This window comes from Methanomicrobium sp. W14 (assembly GCF_017875315.1).
GTDB lineage: Archaea > Halobacteriota > Methanomicrobia > Methanomicrobiales > Methanomicrobiaceae > Methanomicrobium.
Genome location: NZ_JAGGMM010000001.1, coordinates 917,552 through 937,921, shown reverse-complemented (window position 1 = coordinate 937,921; position 20,370 = coordinate 917,552). Strand labels below are relative to the sequence as shown.

Here is a 20,370-nt window from a genome sequence, read left to right as displayed (position 1 = left end):
AAAAACACGATTTTTTTCTTTTGACTATACTATTGAAATATTTACACATTCTCTGATGAATACGATTTGAGGACATTTCCAAGGATTTCTTCTTCATCCTCGTCATCATCGCTGAATACAACTTCGTTCCATTTTACGCGTACCCATTTTCCGTCTTCTATCCTCATAATATCATATGCAGGAGGGATGTCTCCGTTTTCATCGAATACTTTCGGGCCGCAGAGCCCCATGTGCCTGATTCTTTTCAGTGACCCGCTTATACTTTTTCCGTTGTAATCCGAGGCCCTGAGAGCTTCCGCGATAATCTGCATGGTGTCGTAGCCGTATGACACAGGCCAGTCAATTGTGGTTGTATTGTACAAAGACTCGTATCTTTTAATGAATGTCCCGGACTGTATCTGGCTTGACTGCATGAGTGCGTACATTCCGTTGACATATTCGCCTGCATATTCGTACAGTCCGTCGTTTATGAGTCCCTCCGATCCGAACCAGACCACGTCAAGCTTTTTTTCAGAAGCATCTTTGAGGATAGTCTCTGCATCCTGCAAAGTTCCGAGCACCACCACCGCATCGGGATTTGCTTCTGAAATTTCATCGACAAGGTAGTAGTAATCAGTCCCTCCCTCCTCGTAGCTTTCACAGAATATCACCTGCCCGCCTGCTTTTGGAAACCATGTGCAGAATGAGCTGTTGAGGCTCTTTCCGTATGATGTGTTAATATAAATTACAGCCGCGGTCTTTACTTCAGGGTGTACGGTCATAAGCACTTTTGCTATTCCTTTGCCCTGGTAGGCATCGGATGAGATTGTCCTGAAAACATAATCCGGATATTTTGTAAGGCCGGGGTTTGTTGCTGAAGGAGATATCATGACCGTTTTTTCTTCTTCTGCAACCGGGGCGACAGCCAGTGCCGCCGAACTTGAAACAGGTCCGATTACAACAGGTATGCCGTCTTCGCAGAATTTTTTGAACCCGAATATGGCGAGGTTTGAACTTCCGAGGTTGTCGAAATATTCAACCGTGACATTTTTGCCCTTTATGCCGCCTTCTTTGTTGATGTCCGATACTGCCATTTCAATTCCCTGTCTGACTTCAGTCCCGTATGTTTTCATGCTTCCCGAAAGTGGAACTATGGCACCTACGGTCAAATTGTTCCCTTCAGGGTAGCTTTCCGGCGGGGGCCCGAAGTTGTACAGGTACAAATACAGAAATCCGGACATGATTATCAGGAGAAACAGTACCGTCGGAGCAGAATTTTTTAAACAGAACAGAACGGATTTTGTTCTCATTTCTCTAAGTCACCCCGGCATTCGCTGTTCTTTTTAAACAGGTTTCCCTTTTCACCTCTCACGAAGGAGTTACTGTGGCGGCCTTCCTTAAGGAAATATACAAATATTAAAACGCCGGTCATGTTTGCAATAAGGGTAGGAAGGAAACTTTTCCTGACAAGTGCTGTGGTGTCAGTAAGTCCGACACCGAATAAAAGCGGGATGACGATAAAGTTAAAGACCTCTGCTATGACTACTACAACTGCCGCCCTGGAATATGTGAGATTTTCCTTCCAGAGTCTAAGCATAAGTACCGGAAATATGCCTGCAAATATAGTTCCTGCGGCAAATATTTCGGAATACATTTCTCCTGTGCTGAGAATGTATGCACCGCCTATAGCGCCTGCCATAAAGCCCGCAAACGGTCCGCATATAAATCCTGCAATCATCGGGCCGACATGTCCCACGTTTATTGTTATGTTGTCAACCGGAATGCCCCGGAACGTTCCGTATACAGATATTGCCCCGAATATCAGTATGACCCAGAGCAGGTCGTAAATATCGTGATTTTTGTTGATGCATTTTTTAAAGAGGTCTGTCTTCATGAATATGTATACCGGGACTATTAGAAGAACAAGACGTTCGATTAAAGGAAGACCTACTGATATGAAAGAACCTTCCATTATAAGTGCCATCAAAAGGAAGACCGAGCTTCCAAGTGTCATCACAAGAAGCCAGACCCTGTTTCCGCGGGCGTATTCCGGAAGATTCAGGTCAATGTATATCAGCATAAACCCGAGAAGTGCAAACATTATCGCAGCGACCGCTGAAACTGTATGTATGACTGCGGAAGGCTCACCCCAGAAAATTGCCGAAGCAATAATGACCGTAAATACCCCGAGAATTATCCTGTAAAGCTGAATTTCAGAAAGTTTCGTTTTTGATGAGCTTTTTATGACCGAGGATATTGCACGTGCACGACCGTCCATTCCTGTTATAGTGGCACCGAACATTATGAGATAACCGAATATCAGGAAAAAAGAGTCCCCAAATGGTATGTTTGATAGGACATAGAGGACCTGAACAATAATTGCGTCAAGGGTCAGCTCTTCTCCCTGACCTATGAATGACACGACAAAACCGCTTACGCCGAGTGTCAGAAAGAGTATGGTTATAAGTGCCACGATGACAAAGGCGAATGCTATGTCAAGGTTTACAATGCTTATATAGCGCCTGAAGTATGCAGGTCCGTGTTCACCCCGGCTTTTCTCCGAAAGCCAGACCGAATACAGTAAGAGGTTCAGGCCCGAACCTACTGCTCCCATAAGGGCCATTATGGATAGAACAGAGCCGTGAGGGATTTTAGGGATAAGACCCAGGGCGATGGACCCGAAAGGCAGGCTGAATTCAAGAAGACAGTAGCCGATTCCGACAAACAGGCAGATTGCAATTGCTATAACGACCTTTTCCACCCTTTCGTATGAGTCTTTCCACAAAAGAAACAGGGTGACTGCAAGAGTCAGAAGTGCAAGAAGATTTTCAAGGTATACACCGGGAAGGTAGTAATCGAGAAATATCGCACCAAAAAGAAGCATTCCCCCGAATGCAAACATTTCAAGAAGGAAAATCAGCGTTACAAAGACCACAGTCCAGTTTTTTGGTCCGGGAATTGTCTTAAGGCCCTCAAAGATAGTATCTCCGGTTGAAAGAGTATACCTTGCAATTCCGTTTGTGAATGCAAATTTAAAAACAAGAGTGAGAACTATGACCCAAATCAGTGCAAAATGATAATGCGCACCTATTTCCAGCGCTTCGGAGATCCCGCTTTCACCTGCTGCTGCTATTGCAAGGAGAAGACCAGGGCCGATAAATTTCATCCTGCCGGAGAGGAATTCAGGAATTTTGGTTTTTATCTTGAAATCCATTTTAGACCCTGGTTTATACAATTCACTTCCCGTAATATTTGAAAAGAAGCTCTGTTGCGGCTCTTATCTCTTTTCCGTCCTTTCTGACTCCAAAAAGGTATGCATTGAATATCTCGTCAGTCACTACATGAAGATTCGGCTTGAACATGTCAGCGTGCATCTGCAGGTCAAAAGACCTTGCTTCGCTTTCGGTAAGCTTTAACGCCATGTATTCACCTTTGTGCGGCATATAAAGAGGACTCTTTTCTTTAGGTGTATTTAGGACGAGTTCTGCAAGCGGAGTTTTTGGGATTGGTTCTGCGATGGATACGAAGACATCGTCAAGGCAGTGTTCTGTTATGAAATCCTTAGTCTTTTCGAAGTCCTCTGCAGTCTCAAGAGGGTGACCGACGATGAAACTTCCCGCAACTTTAAGTCCAAAGTCCCTGCACCTGTATACGGCATCCGACGCCTGGCTGACGGATACGCCTTTTCCCATCACCTTAAGTATTTTGTCGCTTCCCGACTCAAGGCCGAAAAACACCCAGCCTATTGTGTATTCCCTTATTGCCTGTGCTATTCTTTCATTTATGCAGTCTACTCTGATATCAGGGGATGAGACATTGTTTTTCCCCATAATTTTTGCCATTCCCCTGAGAAGTTCAATGAATGCATCCTCGTTTATTTTTCCGTTCCTGTACTGGTATAGTGAGCCGGTTCCGCCGGATACGGAAATTCTCGTTGCACCGTGCTTTTTGAATTCTTTTACTTCTTCAAGAATGTCCGGAAGATCTCTGCTTCTGATCTCCCTTCCAAAATATCTGGGGACCTGGCAGAATGTGCATGCACCTGTGCATCCCCTGTGAGTCTCAATGTACGCTGATGCCCCCCTGATGCTCTGGGATGATATATCATCGGGAATCAGCGGAAGCGGGCGTTTCATGGACGCAGGCGCTACTGCTTTTGTTCTTATAATATTACCATCCGGGCCTGTGTATGCAAGTCCGGGTGTACCGGATGATATGCCGAGTTTCGCGACATAAGGCACGGAATTTTCTCCTTCCCCTGCAATTACGGCATCGGGTTTTAGTTCACCTAATACCATCTCAGGGTACGCTGATACCGGACCGCCTATATATACAGTTCCACCGTTTTTTCTGTGCTTTGATATGAATTCTTTAATCTCGTCTGAAAGGAGGTGCTGCGTTGAATAAAGACTCAGCATAACCGTACTCTTTTTTTCCGCTGAAAGTCTTCTTTTTAAAGTCACTTCATACCCGTTGTCCTTTAGAATTCCTGCGACAAGCATTGCCCCGTATGTGTATACTTCAGGAGATATAACGGTGAATTTCATGCGACTCATAATATCTATATGGTGTAAAAGCAAAAAAGCATCCGATTAAAGTTTTTTTGCAGTAAAATGAAGCGACAAAAAAAGGAAGTTTTGAATTAATTTAGTCCTTCTTTTTCATTCCGACTGCAAGTATAAGTGCTGCTGCCAGTATGCCGCCTATGACGGCAAATGGGAGGGTTCCCGACTGGGTCGGCTCTGATGCCGGGACAAGTGAACCCTGTATTGTAGAGCTTGCTCCTGCATTAACAGTTGCAGTTGTTGTCGAATCAGTATATCCTGTGAGTCTGAAGGTAACGGAGTACTGTCCTGCATCAAGTGACAATGTAAGCGGCGTTATGCCTTTGTACTGGTTGTCAATGTAGACATTTGCTTTTGTAGGACTGGAGGATATTTCAAGTGTCCCGGTTGTTACGGAAGAACCTTTTGCGGTCATTGGAATTGAAACCGTTGCAGTGCCTCCGGGCGGAACAGATACTGATGTTGTCGAATCCTGGTATCCTGACAGAGTCAGTTTTACTGTGTGTGAACCTGAGTTTACATTATCTATGACGTAGCTTCCTGAGGACGGTGTAACGCCCTGGTAACTTCCGTCAAGGTAGATGTAGGCATTTCCGGGCGTTGATGATATGTAAAGTGTACCTGCCTGTGGTGAAGGAATAGGGTCAAGGGTCGGGTAGACTGATGATGTCTGTCCTACAGATACGGTTACATACCCGCTCCACTCGTAATAACCTGCTTTGTTCAGTTCCAGTGTATGGGAACCTTTGATGACACCTGATATTACCGTTGGTGTCTGTCCCTGATAGTTTCCGTCAAGGTATACGCTTGCACCTGACGGTGAGGATTTTACAGATATGCTTCCGTATTGGCTTACTGCAGTAAGAGACGCCTGCAGCGAGGCCGTGTTTCCGGCTGATACGTAAGCTGTTGATCCCCACTCCTGATACCCTGTTTTTGTGATCTGGACATTGTGGTTTCCGGGTGATATGCCTGATGACAGTTGTGGCGTATTTCCAACGTATGAGCCGTCAATGTATACCATTGCATTGTTGGGCACTGAAGTTACGTATATTGAGCCTGTTTTAGGTCCTGATGGGTTCAGTGTGAAATAATAGTTTAGTGTCTCACCTACATCAGGCACGGCAAGGCTCTGTGTGTTACTGTTTGAATACCCTGATTTTGTGGCATATGCTGTTTTCGGCATGCTGCTCGGGCTTCCGTCAAGGGACACGGTGTACGTATATACCTGATCTGTTGTTGTTCCTACGGCATTCCCGTCCACGTAGATTGTCACTCCGTCGACATTTGTATGGAATGCAATCCATCCGACCTGGTTTCCGACTATCTGCTCTGCTCCGGCCGGAATGGAGATTACAGCCAGGACAGCTACTAAAAGAAGACCAAATCTGAAAAGAATCTTATGTGACATTTTTATCAGACCAGAATATAACTTCCTCACTATTAATGTTTTGTCTTTGATTTGCGATCATGGGATGCATTTTATAAAAAAATAGTGAATCTAATTTAAAACAGTTTTCCAAAAATATATATTGAGTTTATTAATTCCAATATACTTTAATGCATTTTGAGCCGGTTGAGAAATATCTGAAGTAACGACTTTTTTGGTTCATATATATTATATAAATTTTGCCCGCATCTTTTCCGAGTACCCTGTAACTATATATGCCAGTGCTGCTGCAATGGCCAATATTATTCCAAGTATTAACCAGTGCTCACTTCCGATTGAACCGACAGAGAGCCTGACAATGATATTTGCGGTGTTCATCGGAAAGGCAAGAAATATGAGTATGACGGCTACTATTGCGGCTGAAAATACAAACTGTGCGTTTGTCCTTTCGTGATACTTGAGTGCGATAATTGCACCTGCAAGGATAATTACAAGGGAAGCTACTGATATATGCAGAAGTATTGGTATAAAGCCCGCAACTGCAATTCCGTTTACCATTAAAAGCGTAAGCCACGCAGCCGCTTGGACCGGAACCAGAATAAAGCATGCGGCTGTTTTTCCCCAGACAACTTCGGAAAATCCTATGGGCGTTGAAAGAAGGGTTTCAAGGGTACTCTCCTGGTATTCTTCAGTTATCATATCGATTATCAGTGCCCCGGATATAATCGCCGGCATAAACAGGAGAAGTGGTATCAGAAGGCCGTATACAAACTCGTAGAAGTCTCCCGACGGGTCTGATGCGGGAATTTTTATGTCCACAATTTCTCCGTTCAGCCTGTCACTTCTTATTTCACGGAGTTTATCCTCATATTTCAGTAAAATCTGCTTTAATTTGACGTTTACAAGACTTGACTGAATATCGTTTCCAATTGTGTAAAGAGTAATTTTTACAGGGTATTCATAATCCGGAGCTGTATCGGGCATCCACAGTACTGCGGAAAGTTTTCTTTCCTTCAGTGCTTCAACCGCTGTCGAAAGGTCCATTTCGTATACGACGAAATCACTGCTGTCCCGAAGGTATGTAAGGACTTCCGACGGCTCGCCTGTGTATGCAACCGGGTATTTTACGTTCGAGTAACTGCTTATGGAGTCAGGGTTGTACATTGACGCAAGTCCTATGAGAAGAAACGATGAGAACATTGCGATAAAAAGCTGAAGGACAATTGCAAGGATTATGGTCTTCTCGTCGGCAAGGCTCTTAAGTTCTTTTTTAGCTATTATTTCAACGTTTTTAAGATTCATTTCCTCACCCTGACCATCCGAGAATAAAATAAAGGTTATACAGGCTGTGCACAATCGTTGCAAGAATCAGGGCAGGTATGTACATCCTTCTGCCCCCAAATTTCAGTACCGATGATGTGGTCAGAACACCTGCCAGGTGAAGAAGAAACGGAAGCCATAAAACCTGAAGGCTTGCAAACATGACCGTTCCGAATACGGAGTCTGAAATTTCCGAGAGAGTTGCAAATAAAAGCAGTTTTTCCCCGGTTAAAAATCCTGCAGCCACAAAAAAAGACCCTGCAAGTATGTTCTTCCAGGTCATGTAACCCGGTCTTTTTGAAAAAAGAGTATATATGCCGACGGATTTCGCTAATTCCTCTACAAATGCCGCAGAAACCAGGAGCATAACAACCGAATAAGGCATGGGAAAGTTGAACAAAAGGACAAGCAGCATCATCTGGACCATAAAGACGAAAGGAACGCAGCAGATACTTATGGCGAATAACGAAAGGTTCGTCCTTTTTTCAGAGATAACCGACCCGATGAACTCCGTGAGCCTCGGGATAAACCTGTGGTAATTAAAAAGCCTTTCTTCGTTAAAATTTCTCGCAGCAAGGAAGAACATAACAGCACTTGTAAGGAAAAAGAGGGAAGTCGAGTACAAGTAGTCATATGCAGTAAACCCGTCGCCCTGTATCTGGTATATTACAAGAGTAAGGGGGGATATCAGGCTTACAATGTGTATATTTGCGAATATGCTGGGAAAGAAGAGATATGAAGAGGCGACGGTAGAAAAGAATATCGAGATAAATGAGAGCTCCCTGAAACTTCTTGCAGTCATCCCTATCAGAAGTGCACTCGATAAAAAGAAGAGTATTACCGGCAGTATGGGGAGAAGAACCATAAGAGGTGCACCGATGAAGACAGTCAGGACAGCTGCAACTGCAAGCATCATCACAAAATAAGGAAGACCTTTCCCGAGAATTATGGCGTACGGTTTTACCGGTGTGGACAAAAGGGGCTCTCCGCTTCTTTCAATCCTCTCGTTCATAATGCTCATCATGTAAAACTGGGACGTAAAGTACAGGGGGAATATAAAAATGAATACAAGAATTATCGAGTCAAAAGGAAGGGGTGGGGAAATTTGTGACGGTGTTTTGAAATCAGATCCCGTTTTGGAAGACGAAAGCACATTTGCATACCTTTCGATATTTGCATTTGTTCCCTCGTCTGAGATTAATTCGGATCTTAGTTCTTCCACAGGCTTGTCAATCTGCGCCGATGGTGTTTCAACCAGGGCAGGTTCACTGTCGGGAACAGGTTTGGTGTAAGGGTCTGGAGGTGCAACTGCCCTCTGGCCGCTTTGTGTTGCTGTGAAGTCAATCTCGCTTTTTACATATTCTTCATCAATCCACAGGGGGTATGCGGCATAAAGGTCTTCTTCCCTGTTGTATATGGATTCTATATAACCCGAGTAGTCCTTTTCGAATGAATTAAGGGCGGCCTGGCCTTTGTCAGAGTCTGAAGCGAATAAAAATCCGTTTAGGATTACGAGATCCAGTCCGGTGCTTTCAGGTGTTACGCCGGGATTCACTTTGTAAACCGTAAACCTGTTGTCTGTCGAGATTACCGGGAATGCGGATTCGTCATCAATGCCAACGGTGTATATGTTGTCCTGGAGATGAATTCCGTTCTGCTGGGCAAATCCTGATGCAAGTATAAGCAGAATGAAAAGGGCAAATGCTATAGGAAGAAGATCCCTGCTCATTGTCCCTGTAAAGCGCCTGATTTCCCACTTTGAAATAGTCTTTATCTGACTTAGCGTATTCTGCATCTGAGTTGGTTTTTCCTTTCTTTTCAGTTTGAACTATAATTATAATAAGATTTATCTAATACACTAAAAAAGAGGTATTAGCGAAGAGTTATGATTCACGCAGATTCAATAGTCAAAGACTACGGTGATTTTCGCGCCCTTGACGGCATAAGCTTTAATCTTGAAGATTCAGGGATTTTTGGAATAGTGGGTCACAACGGAGCAGGAAAGACTACTCTTTTAAAGATAATGGCAGGTCTTATCGCCCCGACGTCCGGAGAGCTTATTGTGGGTGGCGTCGATGCAGTAAAAAATCCGGATCTTCTGAAGATGTCTCTCGGGTACCTCCCGGAAGAATCGCATCTTTATGAAAATATGACCGTTGACGGTTATCTCTCCTTTTTCGGGGAAATCTATGGTCTGAGTGTATCCTCTGTGAGGGCAAAGAGCAGAAAGCTGTTAAAAGACCTTGACCTTGACGCAGGAAATAAGAAAATAGGGGAACTGTCAAAGGGGATGAAAAGAAAGGTCGCAATAGCACGGTCGCTTATACATGACCCGGCGTATCTTGTATATGATGAGCCTGCATCAGGGCTTGACCCGATGACATCAAAGTACATCAGTGAATTTCTTGTTTCAATGAAATCAAAAGGCAAAAAGACCATAATTCTGAGTGCGCATAACCTTTACCAGATAGAGGAGCTCTGTGACAAGGTTATGATCCTCCAGAGGGGAAAGGAGGTTGTATTCGGGACAATGGACGAACTGAGGGGAAGGTTCGGATCGATTTACTATGAGGTGGAGTTTACCCTGGATGACGAATCTCTTCTCCGGGGGATAATAGAAAGTTATCAGAAGTCAGCCGGAGTAATCACCGCAAAGGTTTCTGATACAGATTCCCTGAATTCGCTTACAAAAGTTGTTTCTTCAGGGGGAGGCCTGATAAAAAGGGTAGAATCACATTTTCCAAGTCTTGAGGATATACTTTTTAAGATAGGCTAAAATATACCGGTTATTCAGACCGTTTATCTCTCTTTAAACAATTTGTCCCTCTTTTTTGGAGTTTGTGCAGATCCCGTTAATAAAAAGAGTCTCAATTACTTTTTTGTGGCGTTTTTAAATAGCAGTCTGTATGATGTAAAAATCTGATAAAATGATTTGCCGCAGGATGAAATTACTTATTTTCAACTGAAAATATCTTTTTGATCTCAAAATCCGGACTGAATTATAGCAATATTTAAAAAAACCCAAAAAAGCACAGCGGGCCTGAAGGGATTTGAACCCCTGGCCTACGGATTAAGAGTCCGTCGCTCTGCCTGACTAAGCTACAGGCCCCCGTTTTTGTGCTTACATAAGTGAGACCTGTGTTTTAATAAACATTTCGGAAATTGTCTAAATACCATTGAGAGACAATTTAATAATACATGCCTGAAAGCCTGCCGAACGGGAATTCTGATAGGGTAAAATACATGGTGCTAGGGTGCGGGAGCATCGGTTACAATGTAGTGGAAGAGCTTGTGCGTGACACCGAGCACGTGGTTGTTGTTGATCATGATGAGAAAAGGGTCGAGGATTTAAGAGACCAGAATTATGAGGCAATAACCAAGGATATAACTGATCCCGCCCTTTTTGAGGGACTTCCCGTCCCTGAAGTGGTTTTTGTCCTGTCAAGCGACAAAAACGCGAATCTGGAGGCTGTAAGGAAAGTTAAGGATATATATCCTTCTGCGTATGTTATTGCACGTGCTATCGACAGGCTGAGTCTTTCGCTTCTCGAACAGGCCGGGGCCGACATCGCTCTTTATCCGCAGGAAGTTTTTGCCAAAACTGCAGTTCACCATATAAGGAGGCTTCATTCCTCAAGACTTGCGAGAAAACTGTATCATTTCCTTTCCGAGTGCGAGGGAGTTCTGGGTATTGTCCTGCACACCAATCCAGACCCTGACGCGATATCAAGCGCAATGGCTTTGTGTGCACTGGGGAAAGAGGCAAGCGGCGGGAAACTGGAATGCAAAATTCTGTATGACGGCAAAATAGGTCATCAGGAAAACCGTGCTTTCGTAACTCTTCTTGATATTCAGCTTCAGAAAATAACTCTGGAGACATGCGAGGAAATGCTTGGGGAATGCAATTATCTGGCGCTTGTTGACTCTTCTTCACCGGGTTCAAACAATTTTCTTTCTCCTGACAGGAACGTTGACATAATAATCGATCACCACAAAATGCCGGATGACGAGGTGAGGTCAGTTCACTTTGTTGATATACGCCCCGGTGTAGGTGCAACTGCAAGCATTATGACGCAGTATCTCCAGGAGCTTGATATTTCCGTTGACCAGAAGGTTGCAACAGCTCTTTTATATGGTATCCGTGCCGATACCAGGGACTTTTCAAGAAATATCACCCCGCAGGATCTGAATTACGCCGCATTTCTTTTGCCTTTAACCGACAGCGAACTTCTTGACAAAATCACCTCGCCTTCAATGTCGATTGAGACCGTGGATGCACTTGGCGACGCGATAAAGAACAGAAAGGTCCAGAACGGGTATCTTTTCACGAACGTCGGCTATATCAAAAACCGTGATGTCGTCCCGCAGGCGGCGGACCTTTTAATCCAGCTCGAGGGAATAAACACATCGGTTGCATACGGCATAGGCGATGATTATATAACCATATCCGCACGGAACAAAGATATCAGGATGCATGTCGGAAATGTCATGAAAGAGGCATTTGAGGGTGTCGGCGAGGCCGGCGGTCATGCGACTATGGCGGCGGCGCGAATACCCCTGAACTCTTTTTCCCTTGTAAAAAACAAGGAAGAACTTCTTTCTCTTATAATTGATCCCCTTTTGAAGCGTTTTGCAGACATTGTTGGTCTCGGAAAAGAAGAGCAGAATGAAGTTTGATGAGTGGGAACCGCACTATCTGCGGATCCTTGACTATTTCGGTTTTGACAGGGAGTCTGACGAGCGTGCGGCGGAAACTGCACGCTCCCTGACTGATAAGGATGATATTGAATTTCTGAGGTCTGCCTGCCTTGGAAAAAAGGTGACAGTCTGCGGAAACGCGCCCTCGTTAAAGAAGGATATCAAAAAAATAGACGGTGTTGTCTTTGCCGCAGATGCTGCAGCGGATTTTCTGTACCGCGCCGGTATCAGACCTGATATCGTCTCAACAGACCTTGACGGGTGCGAGGAAACTTTCGTTGAGATGAGTCTTAAGGGGACGATTATGGTTGTCCACGCCCACGGCGACAACATCCCTCTTTTAAAAAACTGGATTCCAAGGTTTAATGGCCCTGTTGTACTTACGACGCAGAGCAGGCCATTTGACTGCGTATACAACTTCGGAGGCTTCACTGACGGTGACAGGGCTGTTTTTACCGCTCTTGAGATGGGTGCCGGTGAAGTGAATCTTGCAGGTTTTGACCTTGATGACAGGTCGGTAGACCCTGTAAAGCGCGGAAAGCTTTTGATAGCCCGAAAACTTCTTTCTAATATCGGATATGACATCTGAAAAGGCGTTTATCCTTGACGGATATGTGGACGAACCTGCGTGTCTCGGTGTTTCTCCTTATATCTCACCTTATGTGAGGTACTGTGCCGGTGCCTGCATCGAAAACGGTTTTTCAGTATCCTATACCACAATAGATGAACTGAGGAAAAATCCTTCCCTTCTTCTGGATATGGAAAAGGCAGACCTTTTCGTGTTCATAGCGGGAATAACTGTACCCGGAAAATATCTGGGGGGGACTCCTGCAAATTCAAAGGATATATTTAGGATTGGGACAAGCCTGAAAAATCCTGTAAAATGCCTTGGCGGCCCTGTTCTGTTCGGAAGTTCTTCGGGGGGAGGAACTCCTGCCGAAAAAGAGAGCTATTCTTCTGTATATGATTATATACTGGAAGGAGAGATTTCAGGAGCACTTGACTCGGTATTGAAAGGAGGAAAGCCTCATGGCGTTTTTTCTTATCCCGATATAGACAGGAGAAGTGCTGCCGGAAGCTGCGTAATAAAACAGCACCCTGCATATCCACATGTTATCTGTGAGCTTGAGACGGCAAGAGGCTGTTCTCGTGCCGCCTGTGGCGGGTGCTCTTTCTGCACTGAATATCTCTACGGGACGCCATGTTACAGGTCTGAGAAAGGGGTATTTGGAGAAGTGTCAGCCCTGTATAACGCAGGAGCGCTTCACTTCAGGCTCGGAAGACAGCCTGACCTTCTGACTTACCAGGCGTCCTCTGGGGAGGAGTTTCCCGTTCCTGTTCCTGAAAAGATAGACTCTCTTTTAAGGGGAATAAGAGATGCCGCTTTTGGCCTTAAGACTCTTCATATCGACAATATAAATCCCGGGACCATAACAAGGCATCCTGTGGAGTCAAAAGAGGCCCTGGAAAGTATAGTTAAGTGGCATACGGCAGGAGACACCGCGGCTTTCGGGATGGAATCGGCCGACCCTGAAGTAATCCGGTGCAACAATCTCAAGGCAATGCCTGAAGACGTGTTGCGTGCAGTACGGATTGTAAATGACATAGGAGCAAAGCGTGATAAAAACGGGGTGCCTCACCTTCTTCCGGGCCTTAACTTTGTTATGGGCCTGTGTGGCGAGACGAAGAATACTTATTTTCTGAATGAGTCCTTTTTGTCATCTCTTTTAAAGTCCGGTCTTCTTGTAAGGCGTGTCAATATAAGACAGGTTATGCCTTTTGAAGGGACGAAGGCCTATACTGAAAATACCTTGGGAAAATTTGATGAAAGTTTTAAGGCATTCAAGGAGACTGTCAGAAGAGATTTTGATCTTCCGATGCTGAAAAAAGTATTCCCACAGGGGACAGTTCTTTTGGATGCAGTTGTCGAAGTTTCGGGTGACATGTCGTTTGCCCGCCAGCTTGGCTCGTACCCGATACTTATCGGGGTTCCTTACAGACTTATAAAAGGAAGCGTCGGTGATTTCTTTGTTGCGGACTGGGGGTACAGGTCTGTTACAGGTTTTGAAAAACCGTTTAATGTCAATAAAGCATCTTTTAACACCCTGAAAAAACTTCCGGGAATCGGCAAAAAAACCGCGGCAGATATAATCCTTAAACGCCCGTTTAACTCATTAAATGAGTTTGAAAAGGTCTCAGGCAGGCATTTTTATTCAGATTTTATCACTTTTGATTAAGTAAAATCATAATTCAGAAATCTGATTTATGATTCTTTTTTGCTTTTCTTTCAAAGACTCCTCCGTGTGAGATGTGACGGTGTTATATTTAAAAAAACAGCATTTATCCTGCATGAGGTTAAATAACAGGTTTAAAAATGCAGTGATATCCGGCGTCCTTATCTGGCTGATATGCTTTCTTCTTTCCCTTCCGTTTTATTCTGAAAACGGCCTTAACATTGACATATTCGTGTTCAAATCGATAATGATCGTATCTGGGAGCATTGCCGGTGCACTGCTTCTTGTGTGGTATTACAAATGTATTGACTCTGATTTTTTCATGTCAGGAGTCATCTTTGGTACAGTCGTTCTTTTTGCAGACTGGGTACTGGATTTGGTTGTTTTATGTGCACTATTCGGTGAAGATCCGCTGACCTGGTTTGGGACAGTCGGGGTCAGATATCTGTCTATACCGGCGATGAGCATTGCAGCAGGGTACATAGCCGGGAATGTGGCTGATAAATCGGGTTCCGGGAAGGTTTGCCGCTAAAAAAAGCATCCAGTTTCTAAATTTTTCAGGGATGTTTACTGTTTAAGGCCTATGAAATCTCCCTTAGCTCAATGAACCTTAAAATGTCAGTCCTTGTGACTATCCCGAGGACGGTCCCGTCTTCTCCGGCAACAGGGATTCTTCCTATGTTTTTCAGTGACATTATTCTCATTGCATCTGACAGCATAGCTTCGGGGGTAAGAGCGATTACATCCCTTGTCATTATGTCCCTTGCAATCATTGCTTCACGGTCGATTCCTGACACCTTTGATATGTCTGAAAGTGTTATCATTCCGACAATGCTTCCCCTGTCGGTTACCGGGTAACCCAGGTGCTTTGTAGAGTACATCAGGTTTATTATCTCTTCGGCCCGCATGTCAGGCTCAACCGTGATAACAGGGGACGTCATCGCTTCCTTTATCTTTACATCCCTTAAAAGTTCGTTGAATTTTGTCATCTCCGCCTCCTGGCCTGCTCCCAGGTATATGAAAATGGCAATTATCACGAGAATCGGGTTGAGGACGAAGATACCGAATATGCCGAATATAACTGCAAAAGCACGGCCTATGTCTGCTGAAATCTTTGTTGCCTGATATATCGGAAGTCTTCTTGCAAGAAGGGCACGCAGGACTCTTCCCCCGTCCATTGGAAATGCCGGAATGAGGTTGAAGAGAAAAAGCAGGATGTTTAAGACGCCCAGGTAGCCGAAAACGTAGAACATAAGCCCCGCAACGGCCGGGTACGGTATAAACTCATATGACAGGTACGCGGCAAGTGATGCTGCTGCACCTATGACAAAACTTGCAACCGGACCTGCGATTGCCATAGGAAGCTCTACTTTTGGGTCGGGGCTTTTTCCCTGGTCAATCGATGCGACTCCACCGAGAATCATAAGAGTAATACTGCTTACATTAAGCCCATTTTTCTTTGCGACGACCGAGTGGGACAGTTCATGAAGGAGAACGCCTGCAAAGAGGCTTAGTGTGACGACAACTCCAAGAGTATAAGGCATAAAACCTCCCGTAATCAGGGAAGTGTTGATGTTTTGTATTCCGAATACCTCTTCCAGAAAGATTATGGTGTATTCGATCTGATATCCTATAATAAAAGCAAAAAGCGGTATTACAAGCAGAAATGTGAAGTGCAGCTTTATGGGAATTCCGGCTATGGTACCGATTTGTAATGAGTCTGCCATTAGGGAAAGATTATATTTTTAACTTTTAAGTATTATACCTTGAGTTGATTATAATGAAGACACAGATTACAGAGCTTTTTGGGATGGAAGTATACACGGAGAAGGCGGTCCGTGTAGGAATCGTTGATGACGCAGTGCTTAATGTGGATACGAAAAAAATAGATTCCCTTGCCGTGAGCGATCTAAACCCTGAACTCCTGCAGTTGAAAGGTTTTAAAGGTATAAAGGTCCCTTACAGGATAGTAAGGTCGATAGGTGATGTAATCATAATCAGGCATTTTTCAAATATGTTCCCCTCAAAGGATGCGGAATGACATAAACGTATAAATGTCCGAAAAGATTAATTGTGTCCTTTTGCGTCTTTTCAGGTGAAGGTAAAGCCGCAGAAGAAAAAAATTGGAAACCATAAACCTGACTTTGCGGGGAATCCGCGTTTTGATTCTCTTATAAGCAGAAATCTGTTGGTTGTATGCAGAACCGGGAAATATTCAGTTGTCTTTCTATAGTTCCGCCTGTCGTCGTAAGACTTGATGGCAGGTCTTTTCACGGTCTTACCGCAGGGATTAAACTTGAGAAACCTTATGACAGCGGTTTTAATGATGCAATGTGCACTGTCTGCGAATATATCCTCTCAAAAAGCGGTCTTGATCCGGATTTTGCGTACACTTTTTCTGATGAGATAAGTCTCTTTTTTTCTGTTCTCCCTTTCAACGGAAGGATCGAAAAAATTGACTCCGTATGTGCGGCCTATGCGTCAAGCGCTTTCACTCTTCTTATGGGGCTTGATGAACCAGTCTCCTTTGATTCGAGAGTGGTGGTCCTTGGCCGTGAAAATATCTGCGAATATTTTTCATGGCGCCAGAAGGAAGCCTGGAGAAACCACATGAATGCCTACTGCCAGCATGCACTGATTGCCGAAGGCATGACTCCGGTACAGGCTGCACGCAGGCTCAAAGGCATGAAGTCCGCAGCGATGCATGAGATGATGCATGAGAGGGAAATCAACCTTTCAAAGACTCCTTCGTGGCAGAGGCGCGGGGTTGTTGTACATAAAGAGACATACATGAAAACAGGGTATAACCCGGTGGAAAAAACCGAGGTTAAGGCACAGAGAAAAAGGGTTGTCCGTGACCTCTCTGTGCCCCTTTTCAGCGAACCTGACGGTGAAGACTACCTTTACCGTTTAATCTCAAATCTCTCCTGAAGAACAATTAAATCATATTTTTTGGGCCTGTCGTCTTGATAAAAAAGCCTGATAAAAAAGTTATTTAAGTTACATTTATTTTTTGTAATATTCAGATCTTTGAGACTGACATTTTCATAGGGATGCCTTCGACAGTCCACTCCTTTACAAGACTTTCGCTGTCCGGGATTGCGTCTTTCAGGGAGAATTTTTCCGCACGGGCCTCTCCTGCAATGGTTTCCTTCCATGACTGAAGTTCTTCCGTAAGTTTGTCGTCGCCGATGCTGACATATGCGGATATGGAATCTTCTACATTCAGGCCCAGCTGTTTTCTCATCTCCTGAAGCCTTCTGATTATCTCGCGTGCATATCCTTCGGCTTTCAGGTCATCGGTAAGATTTACGTCAACACATACCGTTGCATCAGTCATAGGAGCGCTGAATATGCCTTCCGGCATAGTCTCCAGGAAACTGACGTGTTTATCTGTTATTATATGGCCTTCGATTGATGCGCTGCCTGTATTTTCAATCTCTTTTTTAAGTTCCGCAGCATTGCATCCTTCTATTGCAGCCTTTATCTTTGGACCTTCTTTGCCGAATTCAGGCCCTATCGCACGCATGTTGGGCTGCGCAGACACTCCCATTTTGTCCCAGTGCCCTTTGACTACAGACACTTTTCTTGCATTGGCGCGCTGCCTGCACATCTCATTTAAGCGCGTCACGGCCTTTTCAACAATGTCTGAACCGGTAAGAACGATTACCTCGGATACAGGCCAGCGGAGCTTTCTTTTGCCTTCCTGTCTTGCCGTTGCAACTGATTCGTCGTATGACCTGATGATGTCCATCTCCTTTTCAAGGTCAGGGTCGCAAAGTGACTCGTCACCATCATACCAGTCGTTCATATGAATGCTTGCGGGGTCGTTTTCCGTCCTGAGGTTACGGTATATCTTTTCTGCAATATGTGGTGCAAATGGTGCAAGAAGACCCGAAAGTATTCTCATGACGTAATACATCGTCTCGTATGCCTGTACCTTCTCTACAGCGTCCTCTTCAAGCCACATTCTTGCACGCACAAGCTGGACATACCAGCGTGATATGTCCTCAAGTATGCAGTTGATTATTGCACGCGAAGCCCTGTGAAGCTCGCAGGTGTCTGTGAACCCGGTTACATCGCGGCACAGCGTATTGATGCGGGACACAATCCACCTGTCCTCATCTGGCATTGAAGAAAGGTTTTTGCGGATATAGTCCCCTCTCCATACCCCTTCGTCTCCCGTTTCAGGACAAAAGGAGTCAAGTATCATGTAGGGCAGGGGGAAACGGTAGACATTCCAGAGAATGTTTGCGGCACGGTTAACCGTCTTTACGCTGTCCCAGTTGAATTTAAGGTCATCCCATGGTGCGTTTGACGAAAGGACGTAAAGCCTGAGGACATCGATACCTACCTTTTCTACTACCTCATCAGGTGAAACGGAGTTACCGAGTGATTTCGACATCTTTCGACCGTCCGCGTCAAGCGAGAACCCGTGCATCATTACGCTTTTGTAGGGGGCGCGGTCAAACGCTATTGTAGATGCGCCGAGCTGGGAATAAAACCATCCGCGTGTCTGGTCCTGGCCTTCGGTTATGAAGTCAGCAGGCCAGAGTCTTTCGAAATCGTCTGTTTTGCCGGGGAATCCTATAGTAGCCCATGAGGCCATTGCGGAATCAAACCATACGTCAAAGATATCCTCCACGCGTCTCATCGTGCCGCCGCACTCGCATTTGTATGTCACTTCATCGACGTACGGCCTGTGGGGATCGGTAATGCTTGAGCCCGCTTTTTCATTCAGCTCTTTCATCGTGCCGAATACGTGATAATTTGAACACTTGTCGCATTTCCATACCGGAATCGGTATACCCCAGTAGCGCTGGCGGGATATGCACCAGTCGCGTGCGTCTGCCACAAAGTCATGGAACCTCGCGCTTCCTGCCCACTCCGGGTACCATTTGACCTTTGCAATCTCGTCGAGCATCTGCTGCTTGATTTTTGGTATTGCAATGAACCACTGCTGCGTTGCACGGTTTATAATAGGAGTCTTGCACCTCCAGCAGTGCCCGTAGCGGTGGACAATCTTCATCCTGCGGAGAAGGTAATCCCCTAGCGCCTCTATCACCTTTTCGTTTGCGTCCCTTACATAGAGTCCTGCAAATTCACCTGCATCCGCGGTGAATTTTCCCGTTCCGTCGACAGGGCACAGAATATCCAGATTTTCCTTTAGTCCGACGAGGTAATCGTCCCACCCGTGTCCCGGTGCCGTGTGGACGAGACCGGTGTTGTCAAGGACAACGTGGGATGCGGTAACAACCTTGTGGCTGACTGTTTTCTGGACCGGGACGAAGTCTGCGAGAGGCGACTCATATTCCATTCCGGCAAGTTCCGCACCTGTCTTCTTTTCAAGAACTGAGAAGTCCGAGTACCTTCCTTTTTTAAGGACATCTTCTGCAAGTTCGTCAGCAATCCATAGTCTCTCCTTTTTGCCTTCCTTTACAGCCTCAACTTTTGCATAGACAAAGTCCTTTCCGGCTGCAACTGCCACGTTTGCAGGCAGTGTCCACGGAGTTGTTGTCCATATGACGAGGTACTCGTTGTCCTTTCCTTTAACCGGGAACTTTACATATATTGAAGGGTCTTCCTCGTCCCAGTATTCGACCTCTGAGTCGGCAATGGCGGTCTCGCAGCGCGGGCACCAGTTGACGACACGGTATCCTGTCTCAAGAAGTTTCTTTTCATCCGCTTTTTTAAGGGCCCACCATGCGGCCTCGATATAGTCAGGCTTTACCGTCTGGTAAGGGTTGTCAAAATCCATCCATATGCCGAGGCTTTTGAACTGCTCCGACATGAGGTCCTTGTGGGTTATTGCAAAACTCTTGCATTTCTCAATGAATTTTGAGATTCCGAATGTTTCAATGTCCTTTTTTGACTTAAAACCCAGCTCGTTTTCAACGCGCACCTCAATAGGAAGACCGTGCATATCGTAACCTGCACGGTCTGTGACGTTTCTTCCCTGCATACGCTTGTAGCGCAGTATTGTATCCTTTAAAATTTTATTCCATGCAGTTCCGAGGTGGATATTTCCTGTCGTGTACGGGGGGCCGTCCACGAAAAAGTAATCTTTTCCGTCTTTTCTAAGTTCTTTTACCTTTTTGTAGGTGTCTTCAGAGTTCCAGTAGTCCTGGACCTCCTTTTCCACCTCTGTGGCATTGTAACTGCTTGCAACCTCTTTCAAATACGA

At 45.1% G+C, this 20,370-nt stretch carries 15 protein-coding genes and 1 tRNA gene; 7 read left to right on the top strand and 9 right to left on the bottom strand.

The window, feature by feature from the left end; all coding sequences use genetic code 11:
• Nucleotides 1–41: 41 nt before the first annotated feature.
• The 6 genes from J2128_RS04950 to J2128_RS04925 form a co-directional block, all read right to left on the bottom strand.
• Nucleotides 42–1,289 carry an ABC transporter substrate-binding protein gene (locus J2128_RS04950; protein WP_209689989.1) on the bottom strand — a complete coding sequence of 416 codons (1,248 nt, stop codon included), beginning with the start codon at nt 1,287–1,289 and terminating at the stop codon, nt 42–44.
• Nucleotides 1,286–3,193 (bottom strand): Nramp family divalent metal transporter, encoded by a 1,908-nt coding sequence (locus J2128_RS04945; RefSeq protein ID WP_209689988.1) that lies wholly within the window; start codon nt 3,191–3,193, stop codon nt 1,286–1,288. Before J2128_RS04945 ends, J2128_RS04950 begins: the two co-directional genes overlap by 4 nt.
• A gap of 22 nt (nt 3,194–3,215) precedes the next feature.
• Entirely contained in the window at nt 3,216–4,535 is a 1,320-nt protein-coding gene (locus tag J2128_RS04940; protein WP_281069280.1) for a methyl-coenzyme M reductase glutamine C-methyltransferase, read from the bottom strand.
• Between the two features lie 91 nt (nt 4,536–4,626).
• On the bottom strand, nt 4,627–5,955 hold the full coding sequence (locus J2128_RS04935) for a PEGA domain-containing protein (RefSeq protein WP_209689987.1): 1,329 nt from the start codon (nt 5,953–5,955) through the stop codon (nt 4,627–4,629).
• 207 nt (nt 5,956–6,162) lie between these two features.
• Nucleotides 6,163–7,236 (bottom strand): ABC transporter permease, encoded by a 1,074-nt coding sequence (locus J2128_RS04930; RefSeq protein WP_209689986.1) that lies wholly within the window; start codon nt 7,234–7,236, stop codon nt 6,163–6,165.
• Between the two features lie 4 nt (nt 7,237–7,240).
• On the bottom strand, nt 7,241–9,049 hold the full coding sequence (locus tag J2128_RS04925; RefSeq protein WP_245323313.1) for an ABC transporter permease: 1,809 nt from the start codon (nt 9,047–9,049) through the stop codon (nt 7,241–7,243).
• 90 nt (nt 9,050–9,139) lie between these two features.
• On the opposite strand from J2128_RS04925, the gene J2128_RS04920 reads away from it, so the two are divergent.
• Nucleotides 9,140–10,030 carry an ABC transporter ATP-binding protein gene (locus J2128_RS04920; RefSeq protein WP_209689985.1) on the top strand — a complete coding sequence of 297 codons (891 nt, stop codon included), beginning with the start codon at nt 9,140–9,142 and terminating at the stop codon, nt 10,028–10,030.
• A 259-nt stretch (nt 10,031–10,289) separates the two neighbouring features.
• On the opposite strand, the gene J2128_RS04915 is transcribed toward J2128_RS04920, so the two are convergent.
• Nucleotides 10,290–10,363: transfer RNA gene (locus J2128_RS04915), tRNA-Lys, on the bottom strand.
• 89 nt (nt 10,364–10,452) lie between these two features.
• Here J2128_RS04915 and J2128_RS04910 point away from each other — a divergent pair.
• From J2128_RS04910 to J2128_RS04895, 4 genes are all read left to right on the top strand, one after another.
• Nucleotides 10,453–11,931, top strand: coding sequence for a DHH family phosphoesterase (locus J2128_RS04910; RefSeq protein ID WP_209689984.1), 1,479 nt, complete (start codon nt 10,453–10,455; stop codon nt 11,929–11,931).
• Nucleotides 11,921–12,541 carry a 6-hydroxymethylpterin diphosphokinase MptE-like protein gene (locus J2128_RS04905; protein ID WP_209689983.1) on the top strand — a complete coding sequence of 207 codons (621 nt, stop codon included), beginning with the start codon at nt 11,921–11,923 and terminating at the stop codon, nt 12,539–12,541. Before J2128_RS04910 ends, J2128_RS04905 begins: the two co-directional genes overlap by 11 nt.
• Complete coding sequence (locus J2128_RS04900; protein WP_209689982.1) at nt 12,531–14,189, top strand: helix-hairpin-helix domain-containing protein; 1,659 nt, start codon at nt 12,531–12,533, stop codon at nt 14,187–14,189. The genes J2128_RS04905 and J2128_RS04900 overlap by 11 nt, the downstream gene beginning before the upstream one ends.
• Nucleotides 14,190–14,301: 112 nt before the next feature.
• Nucleotides 14,302–14,718 carry a hypothetical protein gene (locus J2128_RS04895; RefSeq protein WP_209689981.1) on the top strand — a complete coding sequence of 139 codons (417 nt, stop codon included), beginning with the start codon at nt 14,302–14,304 and terminating at the stop codon, nt 14,716–14,718.
• Between the two features lie 49 nt (nt 14,719–14,767).
• Here J2128_RS04895 and J2128_RS04890 read toward each other — a convergent pair whose 3' ends face one another.
• On the bottom strand, nt 14,768–15,913 hold the full coding sequence (locus tag J2128_RS04890; RefSeq protein WP_209689980.1) for a CBS domain-containing protein: 1,146 nt from the start codon (nt 15,911–15,913) through the stop codon (nt 14,768–14,770).
• Nucleotides 15,914–15,966: 53 nt separating this feature from the next.
• Here J2128_RS04890 and J2128_RS04885 point away from each other — a divergent pair, with 53 nt between their 5' ends.
• Both J2128_RS04885 and J2128_RS04880 read left to right on the top strand, forming a co-directional pair.
• Nucleotides 15,967–16,227: a PRC-barrel domain-containing protein gene (locus tag J2128_RS04885; protein WP_209689979.1), complete on the top strand. Its 261-nt coding sequence runs from the start codon at nt 15,967–15,969 to the stop codon at nt 16,225–16,227.
• 155 nt (nt 16,228–16,382) lie between these two features.
• Nucleotides 16,383–17,117: a tRNA(His) guanylyltransferase Thg1 family protein gene (locus J2128_RS04880; RefSeq protein WP_209689978.1), complete on the top strand. Its 735-nt coding sequence runs from the start codon at nt 16,383–16,385 to the stop codon at nt 17,115–17,117.
• Nucleotides 17,118–17,208: 91 nt separating this feature from the next.
• On the opposite strand, the gene ileS is transcribed toward J2128_RS04880, so the two are convergent.
• On the bottom strand, nt 17,209–20,364 hold the full coding sequence (gene ileS / locus J2128_RS04875; protein ID WP_209689977.1) for an isoleucine--tRNA ligase: 3,156 nt from the start codon (nt 20,362–20,364) through the stop codon (nt 17,209–17,211).
• Between the last annotated feature and the right edge of the window lie 6 nt (nt 20,365–20,370).

Excerpts from the sequence above, each read along its gene's own strand:
- J2128_RS04930 (WP_209689986.1), bottom strand. The coding sequence starts at position 7,236 with ATGAATCTTAAAAACGTTGAAATAATAGCTAAAAAAGAACTTAAGAGC.
- J2128_RS04940 (WP_281069280.1), bottom strand. The coding sequence starts at position 4,535 with ATGAGTCGCATGAAATTCACCGTTATATCTCCTGAAGTATACACATAC.
- J2128_RS04880 (WP_209689978.1), top strand. The coding sequence starts at position 16,383 with ATGCAGAACCGGGAAATATTCAGTTGTCTTTCTATAGTTCCGCCTGTC.
- J2128_RS04910 (WP_209689984.1), top strand. The coding sequence starts at position 10,453 with ATGCCTGAAAGCCTGCCGAACGGGAATTCTGATAGGGTAAAATACATG.
- J2128_RS04920 (WP_209689985.1), top strand. The coding sequence starts at position 9,140 with ATGATTCACGCAGATTCAATAGTCAAAGACTACGGTGATTTTCGCGCC.
- J2128_RS04895 (WP_209689981.1), top strand. The coding sequence starts at position 14,302 with ATGAGGTTAAATAACAGGTTTAAAAATGCAGTGATATCCGGCGTCCTT.
- J2128_RS04945 (WP_209689988.1), bottom strand. The coding sequence starts at position 3,193 with ATGGATTTCAAGATAAAAACCAAAATTCCTGAATTCCTCTCCGGCAGG.
- J2128_RS04935 (WP_209689987.1), bottom strand. The coding sequence starts at position 5,955 with ATGTCACATAAGATTCTTTTCAGATTTGGTCTTCTTTTAGTAGCTGTC.
- J2128_RS04885 (WP_209689979.1), top strand. The coding sequence starts at position 15,967 with ATGAAGACACAGATTACAGAGCTTTTTGGGATGGAAGTATACACGGAG.
- J2128_RS04905 (WP_209689983.1), top strand. The coding sequence starts at position 11,921 with ATGAAGTTTGATGAGTGGGAACCGCACTATCTGCGGATCCTTGACTAT.
- J2128_RS04925 (WP_245323313.1), bottom strand. The coding sequence starts at position 9,049 with ATGCAGAATACGCTAAGTCAGATAAAGACTATTTCAAAGTGGGAAATC.
- J2128_RS04950 (WP_209689989.1), bottom strand. The coding sequence starts at position 1,289 with ATGAGAACAAAATCCGTTCTGTTCTGTTTAAAAAATTCTGCTCCGACG.
- J2128_RS04900 (WP_209689982.1), top strand. The coding sequence starts at position 12,531 with ATGACATCTGAAAAGGCGTTTATCCTTGACGGATATGTGGACGAACCT.
- J2128_RS04890 (WP_209689980.1), bottom strand. The coding sequence starts at position 15,913 with ATGGCAGACTCATTACAAATCGGTACCATAGCCGGAATTCCCATAAAG.